The organism is Sphingomonas sabuli (assembly GCF_014352855.1).
GTDB lineage: Bacteria > Pseudomonadota > Alphaproteobacteria > Sphingomonadales > Sphingomonadaceae > Sphingomicrobium > Sphingomicrobium sabuli.
In genome coordinates this window covers 1,912,435-1,933,401 of sequence record NZ_CP060697.1, presented here as the reverse complement: position 1 = coordinate 1,933,401, position 20,967 = coordinate 1,912,435, and the positions used below count along the sequence as shown (strand labels likewise).

21 protein-coding genes and 1 tRNA gene are annotated in these 20,967 nt (G+C 68.4%); 13 read left to right on the top strand and 9 right to left on the bottom strand.

Going from position 1 to position 20,967, the window contains the following annotated elements:
- Nucleotides 1–14: 14 nt before the first annotated feature.
- The 4 genes from plsX (at nt 15) to H8M03_RS09650 (ending at nt 2,848) form a co-directional block, all read left to right on the top strand.
- Nucleotides 15–1,061 (top strand): phosphate acyltransferase PlsX, encoded by a 1,047-nt coding sequence (plsX, locus tag H8M03_RS09665; RefSeq protein WP_187479235.1) that lies wholly within the window; start codon nt 15–17, stop codon nt 1,059–1,061.
- Nucleotides 1,061–2,020: a beta-ketoacyl-ACP synthase III gene (locus H8M03_RS09660; protein WP_187479234.1), complete on the top strand. Its 960-nt coding sequence runs from the start codon at nt 1,061–1,063 to the stop codon at nt 2,018–2,020. The genes plsX and H8M03_RS09660 overlap by 1 nt, the downstream gene beginning before the upstream one ends.
- A gap of 88 nt (nt 2,021–2,108) precedes the next feature.
- Nucleotides 2,109–2,435 (top strand): integration host factor subunit alpha, encoded by a 327-nt coding sequence (locus H8M03_RS09655; protein ID WP_246448839.1) that lies wholly within the window; start codon nt 2,109–2,111, stop codon nt 2,433–2,435.
- Between the two features lie 8 nt (nt 2,436–2,443).
- The gene (locus H8M03_RS09650; protein ID WP_187479233.1) at nt 2,444–2,848 is read left to right on the top strand and encodes a MerR family transcriptional regulator; all 405 of its coding nucleotides are present in this window, start codon (nt 2,444–2,446) and stop codon (nt 2,846–2,848) included.
- Here the strand turns inward: H8M03_RS09650 and H8M03_RS09645 are convergent.
- Together H8M03_RS09645 and H8M03_RS09640 are read right to left on the bottom strand one after the other, a co-directional pair.
- Nucleotides 2,804–5,515, bottom strand: coding sequence for an ATP-dependent DNA helicase (locus tag H8M03_RS09645; protein WP_187479232.1), 2,712 nt, complete (start codon nt 5,513–5,515; stop codon nt 2,804–2,806). The two genes, H8M03_RS09650 and H8M03_RS09645, sit on opposite strands and share 45 nt — an antisense overlap.
- A gap of 45 nt (nt 5,516–5,560) precedes the next feature.
- Nucleotides 5,561–5,911 (bottom strand): GFA family protein, encoded by a 351-nt coding sequence (locus H8M03_RS09640; RefSeq protein ID WP_187479231.1) that lies wholly within the window; start codon nt 5,909–5,911, stop codon nt 5,561–5,563.
- A 69-nt stretch (nt 5,912–5,980) separates the two neighbouring features.
- On the opposite strand from H8M03_RS09640, the gene H8M03_RS09635 reads away from it, so the two are divergent.
- On the top strand, nt 5,981–7,558 hold the full coding sequence (locus H8M03_RS09635) for a lysine--tRNA ligase (protein ID WP_187479230.1): 1,578 nt from the start codon (nt 5,981–5,983) through the stop codon (nt 7,556–7,558).
- On the opposite strand, the gene H8M03_RS09630 is transcribed toward H8M03_RS09635, so the two are convergent.
- Nucleotides 7,559–8,602: a S41 family peptidase gene (locus H8M03_RS09630; protein ID WP_187479229.1), complete on the bottom strand. Its 1,044-nt coding sequence runs from the start codon at nt 8,600–8,602 to the stop codon at nt 7,559–7,561. It lies immediately after the preceding gene.
- A 102-nt stretch (nt 8,603–8,704) separates the two neighbouring features.
- Nucleotides 8,705–10,027: a S41 family peptidase gene (locus tag H8M03_RS09625; protein ID WP_187479228.1), complete on the bottom strand. Its 1,323-nt coding sequence runs from the start codon at nt 10,025–10,027 to the stop codon at nt 8,705–8,707.
- 117 nt (nt 10,028–10,144) lie between these two features.
- Between H8M03_RS09625 and H8M03_RS09620 the strand changes: the two genes are divergently transcribed.
- Nucleotides 10,145–10,615: an Lrp/AsnC family transcriptional regulator gene (locus H8M03_RS09620; RefSeq protein ID WP_187479227.1), complete on the top strand. Its 471-nt coding sequence runs from the start codon at nt 10,145–10,147 to the stop codon at nt 10,613–10,615.
- 57 nt (nt 10,616–10,672) lie between these two features.
- Here the strand turns inward: H8M03_RS09620 and H8M03_RS09615 are convergent, their stop codons facing one another.
- Complete coding sequence (locus H8M03_RS09615; RefSeq protein WP_187479226.1) at nt 10,673–11,554, bottom strand: RcnB family protein; 882 nt, start codon at nt 11,552–11,554, stop codon at nt 10,673–10,675.
- A gap of 136 nt (nt 11,555–11,690) precedes the next feature.
- Here H8M03_RS09615 and H8M03_RS09610 point away from each other — a divergent pair, with 136 nt between their 5' ends.
- The 4 genes from H8M03_RS09610 (at nt 11,691) to H8M03_RS09595 (ending at nt 16,817) form a co-directional block, all read left to right on the top strand.
- Nucleotides 11,691–12,464: an alpha/beta fold hydrolase gene (locus tag H8M03_RS09610; RefSeq protein ID WP_187479225.1), complete on the top strand. Its 774-nt coding sequence runs from the start codon at nt 11,691–11,693 to the stop codon at nt 12,462–12,464.
- Nucleotides 12,464–13,612: an acetyl-CoA C-acetyltransferase gene (locus H8M03_RS09605; RefSeq protein WP_187479224.1), complete on the top strand. Its 1,149-nt coding sequence runs from the start codon at nt 12,464–12,466 to the stop codon at nt 13,610–13,612. Before H8M03_RS09610 ends, H8M03_RS09605 begins: the two co-directional genes overlap by 1 nt.
- A 70-nt stretch (nt 13,613–13,682) precedes the next feature.
- Nucleotides 13,683–14,327: an extensin family protein gene (locus tag H8M03_RS09600; protein ID WP_187479223.1), complete on the top strand. Its 645-nt coding sequence runs from the start codon at nt 13,683–13,685 to the stop codon at nt 14,325–14,327.
- A gap of 186 nt (nt 14,328–14,513) precedes the next feature.
- On the top strand, nt 14,514–16,817 hold the full coding sequence (locus H8M03_RS09595; protein ID WP_187479222.1) for a bifunctional salicylyl-CoA 5-hydroxylase/oxidoreductase: 2,304 nt from the start codon (nt 14,514–14,516) through the stop codon (nt 16,815–16,817).
- Here the strand turns inward: H8M03_RS09595 and H8M03_RS09590 are convergent.
- Complete coding sequence (locus H8M03_RS09590; protein ID WP_187479221.1) at nt 16,814–16,960, bottom strand: hypothetical protein; 147 nt, start codon at nt 16,958–16,960, stop codon at nt 16,814–16,816. The genes H8M03_RS09595 and H8M03_RS09590 overlap by 4 nt on opposite strands.
- A gap of 145 nt (nt 16,961–17,105) precedes the next feature.
- Between H8M03_RS09590 and H8M03_RS09585 the strand changes: the two genes are divergently transcribed.
- On the top strand, nt 17,106–17,978 hold the full coding sequence (locus tag H8M03_RS09585) for a TolB family protein (protein WP_187479220.1): 873 nt from the start codon (nt 17,106–17,108) through the stop codon (nt 17,976–17,978).
- 25 nt (nt 17,979–18,003) lie between these two features.
- Here H8M03_RS09585 and H8M03_RS09580 read toward each other — a convergent pair.
- Nucleotides 18,004–18,096: transfer RNA gene (locus H8M03_RS09580), tRNA-Ser, on the bottom strand.
- Nucleotides 18,097–18,301: 205 nt separating this feature from the next.
- On the opposite strand from H8M03_RS09580, the gene H8M03_RS09575 reads away from it, so the two are divergent.
- On the top strand, nt 18,302–19,051 hold the full coding sequence (locus tag H8M03_RS09575) for a Crp/Fnr family transcriptional regulator (protein ID WP_187479219.1): 750 nt from the start codon (nt 18,302–18,304) through the stop codon (nt 19,049–19,051).
- Here the strand turns inward: H8M03_RS09575 and pyrC are convergent, their stop codons facing one another.
- Nucleotides 19,052–20,080, bottom strand: coding sequence for a dihydroorotase (pyrC, locus tag H8M03_RS09570; RefSeq protein WP_187481030.1), 1,029 nt, complete (start codon nt 20,078–20,080; stop codon nt 19,052–19,054).
- A gap of 29 nt (nt 20,081–20,109) precedes the next feature.
- On the opposite strand from pyrC, the gene ygfZ reads away from it, so the two are divergent.
- Nucleotides 20,110–20,802 carry a CAF17-like 4Fe-4S cluster assembly/insertion protein YgfZ gene (ygfZ, locus tag H8M03_RS09565; protein WP_187479218.1) on the top strand — a complete coding sequence of 231 codons (693 nt, stop codon included), beginning with the start codon at nt 20,110–20,112 and terminating at the stop codon, nt 20,800–20,802.
- Here ygfZ and H8M03_RS09560 read toward each other — a convergent pair.
- A complete protein-coding gene (locus H8M03_RS09560; RefSeq protein WP_343070857.1) occupies nt 20,771–20,956 on the bottom strand; it encodes a CBU_0592 family membrane protein in 186 nt (61 codons plus the stop codon). The genes ygfZ and H8M03_RS09560 overlap by 32 nt on opposite strands.
- Nucleotides 20,957–20,967: the final 11 nt, after the last annotated feature.

The following is a 20,967-nucleotide window of genomic DNA, read 5'->3' as shown; positions in this document are numbered from 1 at the left end:
CAGGGGCTGCACGAATGGACGCAGCACCGTGCATTGCGGTTGACGCCATGGGAGGAGACACCGGTCCGGCGGCGATGATCGCCGGGCTGGCGCGCGCGCACCGCCGCGATTCGAAGATGCATTTCATCGTTTATGGCGACGAAAATCTGATCGAGGCCGAGCTCGCCAAGCATCCCAAGGCCGCCCGGGCAGTCGACATCGTCCACACCAGCGAAGCGATCGGCGCCTCGGAAAAGCCGACCCAGGCGATCCGCCGCGCGCGCACCACGTCGATGGGCATGGCGATCAACGCGGTGAAGGACGGCAAGGCCAATGCGGCCCTGTCCGGCGGCAACACCGGCGCGCTGATGGCAATGTCGAAGCTCGCGCTGCGCACCATGCCCGGCATCGACCGACCGGCGCTGGCCGCCTTGCTGCCGACGCTTGGCGATACCGATCTCGTCATGCTCGACCTTGGCGCCAATACCGAGTGCGACGCCCAGAACCTCGTCCAATTCTCGGTCATGGGCGCAGCTTATGCCCGCACCGTGCTCGGCATCGCCAAGCCGCGCGTGCGCCTGCTCAATATCGGCACCGAGGAATTGAAGGGCACCGGCGAGCTCAAGGAAGCCGCCGCGCTGCTGCGCGAGGCGGACTACCTGCCGCTCGCGTTCAACGGCTTCATCGAGGGCGACCAGCTGTCGCGCGGCGAAGTCGATGTCGTCGTCACCGACGGCTTTTCGGGCAACATCGCGCTCAAGACCGCCGAAGGCACCGCGCGCTTCGTCACCGACCTGCTGCGCCGCGCCTTCAAAAGCTCGATCCGGTCGAAGGCGGGCTTTGCGCTGTCCAAGCCGGCGCTGGAGCTGCTCAAGGTCCATCTCGACCCCAACAATCACAATGGCGCGGTCTTCCTCGGCCTCAACGGGCTGGTGGTCAAAAGCCACGGCGGGGCCAATCCGAAGGGCGTCGCCAACGCCATCCGCGTCGCCGCCCAGATGGTCGCCAACGACATCACCAACAAGATCGGCGACGACCTCGACAATTTCCGGGCGCACGCCTTCAATCACGAGGCCGCCTAATGCCGCTCCGCTCGGTCATCGCCGGCACCGGCTCCGCCTTGCCCAAGCGCCGGGTGACCAATGACGAACTGGCGCAGACCGTCGACACGTCGGACCAGTGGATCGTGGAACGGACCGGCATTCGCGCCCGGCATATCGCCGGCGATGGCGAAACCACCGCGACCCTCGCCCATGCCGCCGCGCTGAAGGCACTCGAACAGGCCGGGGCCAGCGTCGCCGAAGTCGACTTGATCGTGCTCGCCACCGCGACGCCGGACCAGACCTTTCCGTCGTCGGCGACCAAGGTGCAGGCGATGCTTGGCATCGACGATTGCATCGCCTTCGACGTCCACGCCGTGTGCACCGGCTTCCTCTACGCGCTGACGGTGGCCGATTCGATGCTCCGTTCCGGCTCGGCCAGGTCGGCGCTGGTGATCGGCGCGGAAACCTTCAGCCGCATCCTCGACTGGGAAGACCGCGGCACCTGCGTCCTGTTCGGCGATGGCGCCGGCGCCCTGCTGCTGCGCGCCGAGGACGGCGAGCGCGGCATCCTCGCCACCCGGCTCCACGCCGACGGCCGGCACAACGACATGCTCTATGTCGACGGCGGTCCGTCGACCACCGGCACAGTGGGCAAGCTGCGCATGAAGGGCCGCGAGGTCTTCCGCCACGCGGTGATCAACCTTGCCGACGTGCTCGCCGAAGTGCTCGAGGCCGCGGGCTACGCTCCTGCCGATGTCGACTGGGTCGTCCCGCACCAGGCCAACGCTCGGATTCTCGACGCGACGTCGCGGAAATTGGGGCTGCCGGCGGAAAAAGTGGTCGTCACCGTCGACCAGCACGCCAACACCTCCGCCGCGTCCGTGCCCCTGGCGCTGGACACCGCGGTCCGCGACGGGCGAATCAAGCGCGGCGACCTGATCGTGCTGGAAGCGATGGGCGGCGGCTTTACTTGGGGCGCCGCAGCGCTCAAATACTGATTATCGCACGGAAATTTTTGCTAAAGTCGAATTGCCGACGTAAGACAATTCGGTTACTATGCCATCCGATACTCGGGGGAGAACACCAATGGCCGATCTAGGAATTGCGAGGGTTAGCGACGTGGCGCTGAATGGAACGCTGACTCGCGCGGACCTGGCCGATGTGGTGCATCGCAACCTTGGCCTGTCCCGCGCCGAATCGGCCCATTTCGTCGAACGCGTCCTGCACCATATGTGCCACGCGCTGTCCGAAGGGCAGAACGTCAAGATTTCCGGCTTCGGCAGCTTCATCCTCCGCGACAAGGGGCAGCGCGTCGGTCGCAATCCGAAGACCGGCATCGAAGTGCCGATTGCCCCGCGCCGGGTGATGACCTTCCGCGCCAGCCAGATCCTGCGCGACAGGATCGCTCGATAGGCCCTGCCATGGCGACCGGCGAAAAGGCTCCGGGCGCCTTCAAGACGATCGGCGAACTGTCCGCCCAGCTGGGCATCGCCCAGCATATCCTGCGCTATTGGGAGACCAAGTTTCCCCAGCTCAAGCCGCTGCAGCGCGCCGGCAACCGCCGCTATTACCGCCCGGACGACGTCCAGCTGGCGGTGCGCATCCACCGGCTGCTCAACGAAGAAGGCTATACCGTTCGCGGCGTGCAGAAACTGCTGCGCCAGCGCGACGGCGCCGACGCGCCTGACGGTGACGCCCGGCCCTTGCCGCGGCCCGACAGCGCGCCCAGCGCCGCGCCCGTTGACGTCGCACCGGCGGCCGCCGGCATTCCGGTCGATCGCCTAGTCCGGTTGCGCGACCGGCTCGCGGCCGCGCTCGAGGACTAGGCCGCCGCCCAGGCGCGCCCGCACCCGGGCGATCGCCTCGTCCAGCGGCACCCGGTTCACCTCCACCCCCGGCGGAAAGGCGCTCAGCAGCCGCGACGGCATCGCCGCCGACAGGATGACGAACACGCCCCGGTCGCCCTCGCGCCGGATCAGCCGCCCGAACGCCTGCGCCAGCCGCGCCCGTACCACCCGGTCGTCATAGGCGCTTCCGCCGGACACCATCCGCCGCGCCGCGTGCAGCACGGTCGGCCGCGGCCACGGCACCCGCTCCATCACCACCAGCCGCAGCGACTGGCCCGGCACGTCGACCCCGTCGCGCAGCGCGTCCGTGCCCAGCAGCGACGCGTGCGGATCGTCGCGGAAGATGTCGACCAGCGTCCCCGGGTCGATCGGGTCGACATGCTGGGCCAGCAGCGGTAGCCCGGCGCGGGCCAGCCGGTCGGCGATCCGCGCATGCACCGCTTTCAGCCGCTGGACCGCGGTGAACAGCCCCAGCGTGCCGCCGTCTGCCGCCTCGATCAGCCGGGCATAGGCCCCGGCCAGCGCCGCCAAGTCGCCCTGCTTCACGTCGGTGACGACGATCACTTCCGACGCGCCCGCATAATCGAACGGGCTTTCCGCCTCGAACCGATCGGTCGCGCAGTCGAGGTGCGCGGCGCCGGTGCGCTGCTCCGCCGTTTCCCATTCGTCGCCGCCGCGCAGCGTGGCCGACGTCACCAGCACCCCCTGCGCCGGCTTCAGCACCACCTGCGACAGCGGCCGGGTCGGGTCGAGCCAGCGGCGGTTGATGGCAATGTCATATTCGCGCCCGTCAACCCGCTCGACCGCCAGCCAGTCGACGAAGTCCGGGTCGGCCGGCCCGCCGATCCGCGCCAGCAGCGCGCCCCATGCAGCCAGCGTCTCGCGCCGCCAGCCGAGCCCGTGGATCGCCCCTTCGACCCGCGCCCGCGCCTGCGTGTCGAGCCAGTCCGGCGCATCCGCCAGCACCGCCTCCAGCCGCCGCGACAGGGTCGCCAGCGGCTTGGCCAGCCCCTCGATCGCTTCCAGCGCGCCGTTCGCGCGGTCGACCAACCCGCCGTCCGGTTCGGCCAGTTCGGTTTCCAGCCCGTAGCCGGCGTCCTGCGCCTTCGCCCGGGCGTAGACCGTGCCGCGCACCTCGCCGAGCAATTGCTCGATCGCCCCGAACGGCGCGCCTTCGGCAACCCGCGCCAGCCAGCCGTCGGACGGCAGCGCGCGCGACGCCTCGATCGCCGCCTCCAGCGCGCGGCCGCCTTCCTCGTCGTAGGAGGCGACGTCCATCAGCCGCGCGGCCAGCCCGCGCCGCCGCCCGCGCGACTTGCCCTCCGGCCCGACGATCCAGCGCCGCATCTCGATCGCTTCCTGCCCGCTCAGCGCCACCGCGAACGTCGAATCGGCGGCGTCGAACAGATGGTGGCCCTCGTCGAACACGATCTGCTGCGGCGCGGTTTCGCGCGACCGGGCGGCGTTGATCATCACCAGCGCGTGGTTGGCGATGACCAGGTCGGCCTCGCGCCCGGCCCGCTCGGCGCGCTCGATGAAGCATTTGCGGTAATGCGGGCAGCCGCCATAGACGCACTCGCCGCGGCGGTCGGTCAGCGCGGTCGACCCGGCGCGGCGGAACAGGCTGGGCAGCCAGCCGGGCAGGTCGCCGCCGACCATGTCGCCGTCCTTGGAATAGGCCGCCCACCGCCCGACCAGCTGCGCAAGGATCGCCGGCCGGCCGGAAAAACCGCCCTGCATCGCGTCCTCGAGGTTGAGCAGGCACAGGTAATTCTCGCGCCCCTTGCGGATGACGATCCGCCGCGCCCGCTCGTCCGGATCGGCGAACAGCCGCGGCCCCTCCGCGTCCAGCTGGCGCTGCAGGGCCTTGGTGAAGGTCGACACCCACACCGTCCCGCCCGACCGTTCCGCCCACACCGACGCGGGCGCCAGATAGGCCAGGGTCTTGCCGATTCCGGTTCCCGCCTCGGCCAGCAGCATGTTGGGCCCGTCGCGCGATCGCCGCGGCGCGAACACGCCCGCCGCCGATGCCGCCATCGCCCGCTGCCCGGCGCGCGTTTCCGCGCCGTTGCCGGTCAGCGCGGCCAGCTTGCGCTCGGCCTCGCCGGCGTCGACCGCGGTGGCCAGCGGCGGCACCGGGTCGGCGCTTTCCTCCCATTGCTTCAGCCGCGAAAACAGCATCCGCTCGCCGCGCTCCGGCTTCGCCAGCCGCTGCCCGACCAGCGGCGCCCAGCCCCATCCCAGCCGCTGCAGGCTCATGTTGGTCGTCCACGCGCCCTCGCGCTCGCGCCAGTCCGGGTCGCCCAGCGTCGCCAGCAGCGTGCCGGCGATCGCCTGCAACCGCGCCGCCGCCTCGGCTTCGCTGGCCGGCGCGGCAAGCCCGGCCGCGCGGCTCATCCCCGCCGGCGTCGGCACCGCGAAGCGCGCGGGATGGAGGAAGGCGAACAGCTCGAGCAGGTCGAGCCCCGACAGTTCGGCATAGCCCAGCCGTTGCCCGACCAGCGGCGCGTTGAGGATGATGTGCGGCGTTTCCGCGGCCCGGGCAATGGCCTCGCCGCGCGTCGCCTCGCGCACGTCGCCGGACGCATCGGCGATCCAGATGCCGGCATGGGTGGCATGCAGCGCGGGCAGGCGAAGGGCGGCCATCGGCTTACCCTAGCCAAGCCGGAACGAAAGGGAAACGCCGCTGCCTTAGCGGCTGGCGCCGTCGACCTTCCGGATAGTCAGCGAATCGAGGTCGCAGTCGGGCACGGAGCGCAGGTTGACCATGCGCATCTCCGACCCGTCCGGCCCCGTGCCCTCGGCATAGCCCTGGACTCCGCAGACGCGGCAGAATTTGTGCGCGATGCGCTTCGTGTTGAAGCGATATTCGCTCAGCTCGTCCGCGCCGGAATCGAGCGTGAACTTGTCCGCCGGCACGAACGTCAGCAGGAAGCCCTTGCGGCGGCAATGCGAGCAATTGCACGACATCGCTTCGGTCGGCATGTCGCCGTCGACGGTGAAGCGCACCGCGCCGCAATGACAGCTGCCCTCGTAAGCCATGCGATTCTCCTCCTCCTTCACGCCGCGCCTACCTTGCCATGACCGGCGGTTGACGCAATGGACTCGGCAATGACCGATATCCGATCCGCCGCGATGACGGCCAAGGCCTGGCCCTATGAGGAAGCGCGCAAGCTGCTCAAGCGCTGGCCCGACGGCAAGCCGAACGGCGAACCGATCGTCTTCGAAACCGGCTACGGCCCGTCCGGCCTGCCGCACATCGGCACCTTCAACGAAGTGCTGCGCACGACCTTCGTCCGCCAGGCCTACACCGAGCTGACCGGCGGCGCGCCAAGCCGGCTGATCGCCTTCAGCGACGACATGGACGGGCTGCGCAAGGTGCCGGACAATATCGCCAACGCCGAGGTTCTCGCCGCCAATCTCGGCAAGCCGCTGAGCCGCATCCCCGACCCGTTCGGCACGCACGAGAGCTTCGCCCACCACAATAATGCGATGCTGCGCCGCTTCCTCGACCAGTTCGGCTTCGACTATGAATTCCTGTCGGCGACCGACTGCTACACGTCCGGCCGCTTCGACGAGGTGCTGCGCAACGTCCTGCGCAATTTCAACGGCGTGATGGACGTAATGCTGCCGACCCTGCGCGAGGAACGGCGCAAGACCTACTCGCCGATCCTCCCCGTCTCCCCCGACACCGGCATCGTGCTCCAGGTGCCGGTCACCGTGGTCGACGCCGAAGCCGGCATCATCGCGTTCGAGGAGGACGGCAAGCGCATCGAGCAATCGGCGCTGGGCGGCATGGCCAAGCTGCAATGGAAGGTCGATTGGGCGGCGCGTTGGGTCGCGCTTGGCGTCGACTATGAAATGTCCGGCAAGGATTTGACCGACAGCGTCGTCCAGTCCTCGAAGATCGCCCGCGTCCTCGGCGGCCGCCCGCCCGAGGGTTTCAACTACGAGATGTTCCTCGACGAGAAGGGCGAGAAGATCTCCAAGTCCAAGGGCAATGGGCTGAGCCTCGAGGAATGGCTGCGCTACGGCAGCGAGGACAGCCTCGCCTTCTACATCTTCCGCGAGCCGAAGAAGGCCAAGAGCCTCCACCTCGGCGTGATCCCGCGCGCGGTCGACGATTATTGGCAGTTCCGCACCCGCTATCCGGACCAGCCGGTCGAGCAGCAGCTGGGCAATCCGGTGCACCACATCCACGCCGGCAAGGTCCCGGCGCAGGGGCTGCCGCTGACCTACGGCCTGCTGCTCAACCTCGCCAGCCTGCCCGGCGTCGCTGACAAGGAAACCGCCTGGCGCTTCGTCCAGCGCTACGCGCCCGGCACGTCGCCGGATTCCAGCCCGGAGCTCGACACGCTGATCGGTCTCGCGGTCAATTACGCCCGCGACTTCGTCGCTCCGGCGCTCCAGCGCCGGCCGCCGACGGCAGAGGAAGCCGCGGCCCTGCGCGACCTCGATTCGCAGCTTGCTGACCTGCCCGACGACGCGGACGCCGACACCATCCAGAACATCGTCTTCGAAATCGGCAAGACCCATTTCGGCAAGGACAATCTGCGCGGCTGGTTCGGCACGCTTTACGAAACCCTGCTCGGCTCCAGCCAGGGTCCGCGCATGGGCAGCTTCATCGCCCTCTACGGCATCGCCAACAGCCGCGCCCTGATCGCCGAGGCACTTGCGGCCGCCGGCTGATTATTTGAGCGCGGCCAGCGCGGCCTCGCCGCCGATCGTGAGCCCGGCGCGACTGAGCGCTTCGTCGAGCGCCTTCTCGGCGGGGACCGCGACATCGGGCGCGACGCCGGTCGCTTCCCAGCTTTTACCCGTGTCGGGATCGAACGTCCGCCCGACCGGGATGAAGGCGGCATAGCCCTCGCCCATCGGCGCAACGCCGCCGAAATGCGCGCCGCCGCCGGTCGCTTCGCCGATCAGCGTCGCCCGGCCGGTACGCTTCAGCGCCAGCGAGAAATGCTCGGCGGCGGAGAAGGTCCGCTTCGAGGTGAGCAGGAAGACCCGGGCGTCGCCAAGGCCGACCGGCTGCGCGGCAGGTGTTACCCAATGCTCGCGGCGGATGATGGTGTCCGGCGAGGCGACCTTGCGCAGCAGCGGGTCGTTGTCCGGAAACGGCGTGCCATGCCTTTCCTCCGCCGCGCGGCGGATGTCCATCGTCACCAATGCCGTCGGCGTCTTGTACAGCTCGGCGAACAGCGCGTTCATCTCTGCAAGCCCGCCGCCGCCATTGCGGCGGATGTCGACGATCAGGGTCTTGGCCTTGGCGTGGCCGGCGATGAAGCTGCGCACATCGGCCATCGTCTCTTCGTTGCCGGGGAAGCCGCGAAACTCGATGTAGGCGACGCCGTCGCCGATCCATCCCGACCTTGCGACGGCGCTTTTGACCGGCGGCCCGTCCGGGCGCCTGGCACCCGGAGGCCCGCCTTCGTCCTGCCGCACGCGGAAGCGGACATGACCGTCCTTGTGCACGGCCTGGAGGTCCGCGGTGACCGTTTCGGCGAAGGCGCGGGCGTCGGCGAAGCTGGCGTAGCTGCCGTCGGCAAGCTTGCCGCGAAGCATCTTTTCATAGGCCGTGCCGGCTTCGGGAAAGACGAAATTCTCGCCCAGCGCGGTGGCCAGTTCGTCGACCGCCTTCGCGGCGTCCGCCTGGTCGAACGGAACGGCGGCCGGTTTTTCAGTCGGGGACCCTTGCGGGGCTTGGGCAAGCAGCGGCGAAGCAGTCAGCATCGCACAGGCAGACAGGAAAAGAGACATGCGCATCCTACACTCCACTGTATTGCTATACTAATACAGTAACGCGGTTAGCCGGTCAATAGGGAATGTGACGCCCTAGGCCGGGACGCGCGCAAACGGGCGCGGCGGGCTGGTTGGACTGGACAAGATCAGGCCCGACGCCGCGTCGAATTCCACGCGCGGCCCGAATTTCTCGCCGATGGCGAAGCGGTTGCCGCCCAATGGGACAAGCAACTGTTCGGGCGTGTCGGCGCGGCGATAATAAAGCGCGCCGCCGCGTTCGGTGACCTGGCGGTCGCCGTCATAGCGGCCGGCGAAGTTGCGCAGCATGGCGGCCGCAGGCGGCGCGGCGGTTTCGGCGGACAGCGCCTCCATCGCCCATTCGATGCTGCGCCGTTGGCCCGGTCCTACGGACGGCAATGCGGTCTTCAGCGCGTCCAGGTGGGCGACGTCGAGCGCGCTGACCAGGTCCGTCCGGCGGTCGGGCGCGATGCCGTCGCCTTCCCACCCCGTGCCGGTCACCGCGTGGATCGCCAGCCCGGTCGACAGGCTGAGCACGAAGCCGTGGGGCACGGCGAACAGGGAATTGGGATTGCCGGCCCCCGCGGTGGTCTCGCCAACCAGGGTGCCCAGTTTGAAGTTCTTGACGTGCGCCGCGAACTCCTCGGACGCCGAAGCGCTGCGCGGGCCGACCAGCACGTACAGCGGCTTGCCGGTGATCCGGCCGCCCGGCACCGCCGCGCTCTTGGCCTCGACGACCTCGGTCGGCCCCTCGCGGAAGGTGATCATCTTCACCCCGGGATCGAGGAAATGGCTGGCGACGAACTGCACCGGCTGGGCCGCGCCGCCGCCGTTGTTGCGCAGGTCGATGACCATCGCATTGCCCGCGCGCAGGAAGCGCATGGCGTCTTCGTACGCCGCCTTGGCCTGGCCCGTCTCATTCCACATCCACTGCGAAATGTTCATGTAACGGACGTTGCCGGGCAACACCTTCAGCTCGGTGATGCCGAAGTTGGACGCCACCATCGCCTCGTCGAAGAATGCCCCGCCCGGCGGTCCGCTGCCCTCGCGCGGGCGCATCATCGCCGCCGCCTCGTCGGGCTTGTAGCTGATGTACATGTGGCCGTCGTTGCCGCTCGACGCCTTGAGGTCGGCGCTCATCCGTTCCGACAGCACCAACTGGCTGTCGGTCGCATAGCGGCCGCTGGCGAGCGACGTTTCCAACTGCTTGACGATCGCCTCGACGCGGTCCGGATGGACATAGGCGCGGCGGACGTTGCGGACGACCTCGGCAACGATCTCCGCCGGCGCTCCGGCGGCCAGCGGCCGGGCCGCGGCGACCGGCGTGGCGGTGGGCTGCGCGGCGAGCGGGACGGCGGCGCAGGCGACGAACAAAGCAATTTCGATCCGTAACGGCATCGTCGGACAATCCCTTGACGAGTGGGGCATGGCATTCGGGCACGAAGCTACGGCAGGCAGGAGCCAATTGGCCGCAAAAACCGTGCACTCCTTGCCAAATTTTGGCACAAGCCGCGGATGCTCGATCGCTTCGATCTTAAGTTGCTCAACCTTGTCCAGCGCGACGACGGGCGCACCGCGGATTCGCTGGCTTCCGACGTTGCCTTGTCGTCGTCGGCCATTGCCCGCCGCTTGCGCCGGCTGCGCCGCGACGGCTGGATCGCGCGCACCATCGCCTTGCTGTCGCCGCGCCTGACCGCCCGGCGGCTGCGCGCGATCGTGCTGGTGCAATTGTCCGAACATGCCGACCACCGTGGCATCGACGCGCTGGTGCAGCGGCTTGCCGCCACGCCGCAGGTGCAGTTCGCCGTCGCGGTCGCCGGCCCGCACGACATCGTGCTGCTGATCGACTGTGGCGACATGGAAGAATTCACCAGCATCGCCGACCGGGTGCTGGTCGCCGACCCGACCGTTCGCCGGTACGAGACCAGCTTCGTCAAGCGCGAGCTGAAGTTCGCGCCGTTCGTCGACCTGGCCGAACGTCCCTGACGCGAAAAGGGGCGCCGCGCAGGCCGCGCGACGCCCCTTCGTTTCAGGCTTCAACCGTTACCAGAAGAAGTCGTAGATTACGTCCACCACATCGCCGGTCGTCGTGTCGACCAGCATGACGTCGTCGTAATAGCGCACCCAGCGGTACGGCCACGGCGCCTGCGGCAGGCGATACTGGTAGGAATCGTTCAGCCAGTAACGGTTGCCGTAATAGCTCGGCCACAACCGCCAGCCGACGTTGTAGCGCTGATAGCCCCAGCCGAACGGATCGAAATAGAAACCGAGGTGGAATCGCGAACGGTTGTGCCGCCGGTGGCTGTGCCAGTCGTAGCGATGGTCGCGGCGCCAGTCGTGCCGCCACTGCGGCCGGTGGCCGTCGCGGCGCCCGTCGCGCGCATCGCGGTCGCGGCCGCCGCGATGGGCGGTCTCGGGCAGCGGCGCGGGCCGGTCGGGACGCGCGCCCGGCGGCGGCGCCACCCGGCCGTTGCGGTCCCAGCGGTTGACCGCCTGTTCGCGCGGGTTGTTGCGTTCGCGTTCGCGCCAGGCGGCGACGCTGTCGCGGTCGGCGTTGCGGTCGCGGAATTCGCCGGTGCGTTCGCGCACGCGTTCGATCTGCTCCAGCGTCGGGCGGCCGCGGCGATTGACGTTCGGCGCGCGCTCATTGTCCTGCACGCCGACGGGCGGACGAACCGCCGGCCCGTCGCGATCGGCGCGACCCTGCGGCGGCGGCGGCGCCTCGCGCATCGGGCGCACGACCGGCGGCGCTTCGCGCACCTGTTCGCGGCGTTCGGAGCGCTCTTCGCGGACCCGTTCGGCGCGCGCTTCGGCACGGCGTTCGGCGCGCTCGGCACGGTCCGAAACATCGCGTTCCGGACGCTGCGCCAGCGCAGGGGTGGAAACGGCAGTTGCAAGCAAAACGGACAACAGGATCTTACGCATACATCCCTCGTGAAACAGGCGAGTCGTTATCGCTTATCTTACGTTCGCGAGGTTAGCGGTAGCTGAACCGTTACGGCCCGGTCATGAGCTTGCCGCGCCCTTGCCAAGCGCCGCGCGCGCGCACATCCATCGCGCCGTGAGCGCAATCGAAACAGCGGCCGGTGCCATCGGCACGATCGAACAGGGCAGCGGCGGCGTCCCGATCGTCTTCCTCCACGGCGTCGGCTCCGACAAGACCGTGTGGCGGCCGCAGCTCGCGCATTTCGGCGCCGCTCGCCGAGCCGTGGCCTTCGACTATCCCGGCTATGGCGACAGCGCGCTTCGCGACGGCGCGACTCGCGACGATTATGCCGCCGCGATCTTCGCCGCGATGGACTCGCTCGGCATCGCCCGCGCGCACGTCTGCGGCCTGTCGCTGGGCGGCGTCGTTGCCATCGCGATGCACGCGCGCGATCCCTCGCGCTGCGCCTCGCTGATCCTTGCCGACACCTTTGCCGTCCACCCCGACGGACAGGGCATTCACGACCGCTCGGTCGCCGCCAGCGCCGATCTCGCCGCGCTGGCACAGGCCCGCGTCGGCGTGCTGCTTGCGCCCGGCGCCTCGCCCGCGATCCGCGACGAGGTGGTGACGACGATGGCCGCGATCGACCCGGCCGCCTACCGCATCGGCGCCCGCGCCGTATGGCTGGCTGACCAGCGCGATCGCGCCGCCGCCATCCGCGTCCCCACGCTCGTGATGTGCGGGGCCGAGGACCGGATCACGCCGCCCGCCTTGTCCGAGGAACTGGCGGCGATGATTCCGAACGCCGCGCTGGCGCTGATCGACGGCGCCGGCCACCTTGCCAACCTCGAACGGCCGGCCGCTTTCAACGCGCGGATCGACGCCTTCCTTGCCGGGATCGAACGCTGATGGGCACTGCGTATATCGTCGACGCCGTGCGGACCGCGGGCGGCCGCCGCGACGGCGCGCTGAAGGATGTGCACCCCGCCGACCTCGGCGCCGCGGTGCTCGATGCGCTGGTCGACCGCACCGGCATCGACCCGGCGGCGATCGACGACGTCATCGCCGGCTGTGTCAGCCAGATCGGCGACCAGAGCTGCCACATCGGCCGCAGCATGGTGATGGCCTCGCGCCTGCCCGACAGCGTCCCGGCCGTGACCATCGACCGCCAGTGCGGCAGTTCGCAGCAATCGATCCATTTCGCGGCGCAGGCGGTGATGAGCGGGACGCAGGATCTGGTCGTCGCTGCAGGCGTCGAAAGCATGAGCCGGGTGCCGATGGGCACGCCCGTCTTCCTGCCGCTGAAGGCCGGCATCGGCTCCGGCCCGTGGCCGCAAAGCGTGCAGGACCGCTATGGCGTCAGCCAGTTCACGCAGTTTCACGGCGCCGAGCTGATGGCGCAGAAATACGGTCTTGGCCGGGCGGAGCTCGATGCCTTCGCGCTCGCCAGCCACCGCAAGGCCGCCGCCGCCCGCGATGCCGGCGCGTTCGCCGATGAATTCGTCACGGTGGCCGGCCACGACCGCGACGAGGGCATTCGCGACGACGCCTCGCTCGAAGCGCTCGCGAGCCTGAAGACGCTCGGCCCCGACGGCGTCATCACCGCCGGCAATGCCAGCCAGATTTGCGACGGCGCATCCGCCGTGCTGGTCGCGTCCGAAGCCGCGCTGCGGCGCCACGGCCTGACCCCGCTGGCGCGCATCGACCATCTCACCGTTACCGCCGGCGATCCCGTGATCATGCTCGACGAGCCCATTCGCGCCACCCGCGTCGCGCTCGAACGGTCCGGCCGCCGGATCGAGGACATCGACCTGTTCGAAGTCAACGAGGCGTTCGCGCCGGTGCCGCTCGCCTGGCTGCAACAGACCGGCGCCGATCCCGCCCGGCTCAACGTCCACGGCGGCGCCATCGCGCTTGGCCACCCGCTCGGAGCATCCGGCGCCAAGCTGATGGCGACGCTCGTCCACGCGCTCCGGCGGCACGGCAAGCGCCTTGGCCTGCAGACGATGTGCGAAGGCGGCGGCATCGCTAACGTCACCATCGTCGAACGGCTCTAACGTCCCCCGGCCCGGCAGGCCGCGACCGCGCGGTTGACCGGCCGCCGCCTTCCGCGCCACATCTTGACCCATGCGTTGGCTGCTGATCGTTGCGATCCTGTCGCTTGCCGGCTGCTCCCGGGACCGCCGGCCCTTGCCGCCCCCGCGCGCCCCGATCCCCGACTTCGCCGCGCCCGCGCAATCCACCTTGCAGTGCCATGCCGACCTGCGCCGCGAAGGCGTCAGCTTCCGTCCCTTGCCCGACCGCGCGTTCGGCGGCGGCTGCACAGCGCTTGGCTCGGTCCAGCTGCTCGAGATCGGGACGCCGGTCAGCAACCTCGGCGCGATGACCTGCCCGGTCGCCCGCCAATTCGCCCGCTGGACCCGCGAAACCGTCCAGCCGGCGGCGCGCAAATGGCTCGGCGCGCAGGTCGTCAAGATCGAAAGCATGGGCACCTATTCGTGCCGTTCGCTCAACGGCCAGGCCGGCGCGAAATTGAGCGAGCACGGCCGCGCCAACGCCGTCGACATTGGCGCTTTCCAGCTCGCCAACGGCCGCCGCCTCACCGTTCTTGCCGGCTGGTCCGGCGGCGACGCGCATGAACAGGCGTTCCTGCGCGATGTGCACCGCGGCGGGTGCAACCGCTTCGCTATCGGCCTCGGCCCCGACGCCAACGCCAACCACCGCGACCACCTGCATTTCGACCTGGGCACCAACGGCCCCTACTGCCGCTGATGGGGCGCGAGGGCGATCGGTCGATGTCTTCGCGCTGTCCTACAGCGGCCCTGTTGTGCCATGTCCGGGAGATGCTCCCGACACCATATCTTGCCGACCCTATTCCTGACTCGGTGCACCGTTGCTGACCGCCGCTCCCGCGCGCGTATGTGAGTGCGACTTTTGCGACTTTTGGCGGCGCGCGCGATGAAGATTGCCTGCATCGGCGCCGGACCGGCCGGCCTCTATTTCGCGATCTCGATGAAGCTTCGCGACGCGTCCCACGACATCGCGGTGTTCGAACGCAATCCGGAGGGCGTGACCTGGGGTTGGGGCGTGGTCTTTTCCGACCAGACGGTCGACAACCTTGCCGCCAACGATCCCGCGACGGCGCGGATCATCGCCGACGAATTCGCCCATTGGGACGACATTGACGTCCATATCCACGGGCAGACTGTCACCTCGTCCGGCCACGGCTTCATCGGCATCGGGCGCAAGCGCCTGCTCGAAATCCTCACCGCCCGGGCGCGCGATCTGGGCGTGACCCTGAACTTCGAGGCCGAATGCGATCCGGCGGATCCCAGATGGCAGGACTATGACCTCGTCATCGCCGCCGACGGCGCCAATTCGCGCTTTCGCGACGCGCATCGCGATGCGTTCGAAGTCGACGTCGACACGCGCGCCAACAAGTTCGTTTGGCTCGGCACGTCAAAGCTGTTCGACGCCTTCACCTTCGCGTTCGAGCAAACCGAGCACGGCTGGATCTGGGCGCACGCCTACCGCTTCGCGCCCGATTGCTCGACCTTCATCGTCGAATGTTCGGAAGAGGTGTGGCGCGGCCTCGGCTTCGACACGATGAGCCAGGACGACAGTATCGCCGCGTGCGAGCGCATCTTCGCCAAATATCTCGACGGCCACCGGCTGATTTCTAACGCGACGCACCTCGACGGGCCCGCCGCCTGGCTCAACTTCCGGCGGATCAAGTGCGGCACCTGGACGGTCGGCAACACGATCCTGCTCGGCGACGCCGCGCATACCGCGCATTTCTCGATCGGGTCGGGGACCAAGCTGGCGCTCGAGGACGCGATCAAGCTGGCCGACATGCTCAACCGTCCCGGCGTGGCGCGCGACCGGGCGCTGTCCGAATATCAGGGCGAACGGAATCTCGAAGTGCTGAAGCTGCAGAACAGCGCGCGCAATTCGACCGAATGGTTCGAAACGCTGGACCGCTACCTCGCCTTCGAACCGCTGCAATTCGCTTATTCGCTGCTGACCCGAAGCCAGCGTATCAGCCATGAAAACCTGCGCCTGCGCGACGCCGGTTGGCTGGAAGGCGTCGAACGCTGGTTCTGGGACCGTTGGGGCGGTGCCGCCGGACAGGTCGCGCCGCCGATGTTCGCGCCGTTCAAACTGCGCGACATGCCGGTCGAAAACCGCATCGTCGTGTCGCCGATGGCCATGTATTCGGCGGTCGACGGAGTCCCCAACGATTTCCATTTCGTTCATTACGGCGAACGCGCGCTGGGCGGCGCGGGGCTGCTGTTCACCGAAATGACCTGCGTGTCGCCGGAAGGGCGGATCACGCCGGGCTGCGCCGGCCTGTGGAACGACGAACAGCGCAGCCAGTGGCTGCGGATCGTCGATTTCGTTCATGCGCGAAGCAAGGCGAAGATCTGCCTGCAACTGGGCCATTCGGGCGCCAAGGGTTCGACCCGGGTCGGCTGGGAAGGCTATGACGTGCCGCTCGACGACGGCAACTGGCCGGTGATGGCCGCGTCCGACGTCCCCTGGTCCCCCGACAACCAAGTGCCGGTGCCGATGACCCGGGACGACATGGACCGGGTCCGCGACCAGTTCGTCGCCGCGGTGGAGCTGGCGGTCGCGGCCAAGTTCGACATGATCGAACTGCATGCCGCGCACGGCTATCTGCTTTCGGGCTTCCTCACCCCGCTGCAGAATACCCGCACCGACGATTATGGCGGCAGCCTCGAAAACCGCCTGCGCTTCCCGCTCGAGGTGTTTCGCGCGATGCGCGCCGCATGGCCGTCGGACAGGCCGATGTCGGTGCGCATTTCGGCGACCGACTGGGCCGGCGACGACGGCATCACGCCGGAAGAAGCGGTGCGCATCGGCGAAGCGTTTTGGGCCGAGGGGGCGGATTTGATCGACGTGTCGGCGGGCCAGACCTGGACCGGCGCGCAGCCGGTGTACGGCCGCATGTTCCAGACCCCTTTCTCCGACCGCCTGCGCAACGAAGGACGGCTCGCGACGATGGCCGTCGGCAACATTTACGAACCCGACCACGCCAATTCGATCCTCGCCGCCGGTCGCGCCGACCTCGTCGCGCTGGCGCGGCCGCACCTGGTCGACCCGTTCTGGACCCTGCGCGCTGCCGCGGCGCTCGATTACCGCGGGATCCACGTCCCCCCGCAATATCTCAGCGGCCAGGCGCAGCTTGCCCGCAACCTCAAGCGCGAAGCCGAAATGCGCGCCGCGGAACTGAAGGCCTAGTGGTGGCGGTGCTGCCGGTCGTCGCTGCCCTGCCGCAGGTACAGCCGGTCGCGCATCTCCGCCGCGATCTGCGCGCGCGCGGGCTGGAATACGCCTTTGTTGGCCGACGCTCGAACGGCGTCGCTATAATGTTGAACGATCATGATTCTTTCTCCGCTTTAGAAAGCAACGGTGGGGTCGCGCGACCGTTGCTCGGTCCACCCCGCGACACCGGTCGTTGGTCCTGTGACCGTCGCCCGGCCACCATCGGCGCAAATCGGGAGTAGGGCATTGCACGCTGTCACACGGTTGAGCCTTGCTTGGCTGTCCCTCGCATTGCTGGGCGCGGCATCGCCGTCGTGGCTGGCCGATGCACCGCGCGAGCCCGAGAAGTTTCTTCCCTCGATCGTCGCCCGTCCGGACACCGAAGAATCGATGCTGACTCTTTCCTCGGCCGGCGACATCTATTGGGGCGTCAGCCGCAAATGGTTTCCGATGTCGCGCGTGTCGGAAATCTGGACCGCGCGGCAGGTCGGCGGCGAATGGAAATCGGAACGCGCCGCCTTCTCGGCCGGCTACAGCGACGTCGACTCGTTCGTGACCGGGGACGGCAAGACCGTCTTCTTCGTATCGATGCGCCCGGCGCCCGCCCCGCGCCAGGACTTCGACCTGTACGTTGTCGACAGGACCGACGCCGGCTTCGGCAAGGCGCGCAATCTCGGGCCGGGGGTCAATTCGCCGCAGGACGACCTTTTCCCGTCGGTCGCGGACGACGGCACGCTCTATTACGGCAGTTTCAAATCGGGCGTGCCGCACATCTACCGAGCCAGGCGCCTGCCCAACGGCGACTACGGCCCGGCCGAAAGCGTCGGCGAACCGGTCAACCTGCCCAATTTGTGGAGCTTCAACCCGTTCATCTCGCCGGACGGCAAGACGCTCGTCTTCACGGCCTTCAACCGGCCCGGCGGCATGGGCAAGGGCGACATTTGGGTCGCGACGATGCAGCCCGACGGCACGTTCGGCGACGTCCGCAACCTTGGCAGCAAGATCAACACGGCGGACGACGAATTCCACCCCACGCTGTCGCCGGACCGGTCCGCCTTCTTCTTCATCCGCCGCGGTTCCGACGCGGCCGCCAACGCCGACATCTACTGGATGAGCGCCAAGGGGCTGCTGCCCTGACCGTTGCTGTGCCTGGATGCCGGCGTGGCGGAGACGGAGGGATTCGAACCCTCGGTACGGGAATCCCCCGTACGGCGGTTTAGCAAACCGCTGGTTTCAGCCACTCACCCACGTCTCCGGAGCCTGGCGAGCGCAGGCCTATATAGGGCGTATCCCGGCCATTCAACCGCGCCCGTGCAACCGATCCGCATCCGCGGCCGCCGCGCCCGGCAATTGTGGCCGATGGCGCCCTGTCCCAAGGAAATCTCATCCAATGTTAAGTTCGATTTGCCCGCACTTCGTGTAGAAGACCCGCCAATTGGGGAGGGGCAAGCGAGTCTGCGATGAATCAGGCAATCACCGATGAACTGGATCGTATCGATGAAGCCTTTGCCGGCAACCGGCTATTGTCCACGTTTCCGGCCGAAGCGCGGGCGCTGATCGAACCGTCCGCCAGGATCGTCCAGCTCGACACCGGGGACGTGGTCCATGCCCGTGGCGGCGATGTCGATTCGACCTGCTTCCCGTTCGGCACCGCAATGGTTTCGCTGGTCGTCGAACTGCCCGACGGCCGTTCGATCGAGGCCGCGTCGATCGGCCACGAAGGCGCGGTTGGCGGCATCGTCAGTTGCGGCCGGGCCCCCGCCTTTGCCCGCGCCCAGGTGCTGGTCGGCGGACCGGCGCTGACCGTGCCGATGAAGGTGCTGGAAGATGCCAAGCTGCGATCCGGCCACATCCGCAACCTGTTCTGCCGCTTTTCCGATTACCTGTTGTCGACGGTCATGCAGTCGGCGGCCTGCAACGCCTTTCACCCGATCGAACAGCGTGCCGCGCGCTGGCTGCTGACGGCGCAGGACCGCGCCGGCGATTCGATCGAGCTGACGCAGGAGGCGCTGTCCGGCCTGCTCGGCGTGCAGCGCACCACCGTCAATGCGGTCGCCCGGACGCTGCAGGACGAAGGGCTGATCGCGACCCGCCGCGGGACGATCCACGTCACCGACCGCGCCGGCCTGAAGCGGCGGGCATGCGAATGTTACGAAGCGATCGAAGGCCATTTTGCCGACGTCATCGGGCCCGGCGGCGGCTCCTGCTGATCAGTCGTCCAGGGTCCAGTCGACCGACTGCCCCGCAAGAAACGGCACCAGTTCGATAGCGCCGCGGCCAAGCAGGTCCGGCACGTCGGTCGCCTCACGCTTCAACGTCACCGTGCCCGCATTGAGCGGCAGACCGTAGAAGTTCGGCCCATGGTCGGAGGCAAAGCCCTCGAGCTTGTCGAGCGCGCCCTCCTCCTCGAACACCGTGGCATAGGCTTCGAGCGCCATCGGCGCGTTGAAGATGCCGGCGCAGCCGCAGCCGGACTCCTTGGTTGGGCGGTGGTGCGGTGCGCTGTCCGTACCAAGGAAGAATTTGGGCGAGCCCGACACCGCCGCGCGGCGCACCGCCTGGCGATGCCGTTCGCGCTTGGCCACCGGCAGGCAGTAAGCGTGCGGCCGAAGCCCGCGTTCGAACATTGCGTTGCGGTTGATCATCAGGTGATGCGGCGTGATCGTCGCCGCGACATTGGGGCCGGCGCCCGCGACGAAATCGGCCGCTTCGGCCGTGGTGATATGTTCGAGCACCACCTTCAACTCGGGAAAATCGCTGAGCAGCGGCGTCAGCACGCGCTCGATGAACACCGCTTCGCGGTCGAAGATGTCGACTGCCGGATCGGTCACTTCGCCATGCACGCATAGCACCATGCCCAGCGCCTGCATCCGTTCCAGCGGCGAGTGGATATTGCGGATGTCGGTGACGCCCGATGCGCTGTTGGTGGTGGCGTTCGCCGGGTACAGCTTGGCCGCCGTCCAGACCCCGCCGTCGAAGCCGCGAGCGATTTCGTCGGCGTCGCTTTCGTCGGTCAGGTAACATGTCATCAGCGGCGTGAAGTCCGGGCCGGCCGCGGCGGCGATCCGGTCGCGATAGGCCGCGGCCGCGGCGACCTGCGTCACCGGCGGCATCAGATTGGGCATGATGATCGCCCGCGCGAACTGCCGCGCAGTGAACGGCGCGACCAGCTTCAGCATGTCGCCGTCGCGCAAATGCACGTGCCAGTCGTCGGGGCGTCGGATGGTCATGCTTTGCATCGTCACCGGCGGCTCCCTAACTGAAGGCCATGCCCGCGACCACCCTTCACGACCGCGCCGTGCTGCGCCTGTCCGGAGACGGCGTGCGCGACTTTTTGCAGGGGCTGGTGACCAGCGACGTCAGCGGCCCGCTGCCGGTGTGGACAGGGCTGCTGACACCGCAGGGCAAATGCCTGTTCGACTTTATCGCCTGGGCCGATGGCGCCGACATTCTCCTCGATTGCGAGGCGGAGGCCGCCGACGACTTGGCCAAGCGGCTGGCCATTTACCGCCTGCGTCGCAAGATCGGCATCGCCCGGGACGATACCGTCGCCGTCCATTGGTCGCCCGATGGCGGAGATGGCGTTTCCGATCCGCGCCTGCCCGCGCTCGGCCGCCGCTGGCTGGGGCCTGCGACAGAGCCCGCCGCCGGCTGGCGCGAGCATCGCCTGCGCCTTGGCGTGTGCGAAGGCCGCGCCGAACTTGGCGATCTCCTCTGGCTCGAATGCAACGCCGCCGAGCTCAACGGCGTCAGCTTCACCAAGGGCTGCTTCGTCGGACAGGAGAATACCGCGCGAATGAACTGGCGGTCGAAGGTCAACCGGCGGCTGGTCGTTCTCGACGGCGACGGCGAGCGCGTTCGGGTGACCTATCCGGACCTCGGGCTGTCGGTCGCGCATGTCCGGGTCGACGCTATCCCGGACAATGCCATCAGGCCCGATTGGCTGCCGATCGCTTCCTGATCCGCCACAACGTCACCCCGCCGATCCCCAGCCAGATGACGTTGAGCGCCGCCGACGGCAGCGCGCCGTGCCACCAGCCGTTGATGGTGAAGCCGATCGCGCCGACCACGTTCATCCACTGATAGGCCGCCGACTGGCCGGTCAGCTTGCCCATCGACAACAGCA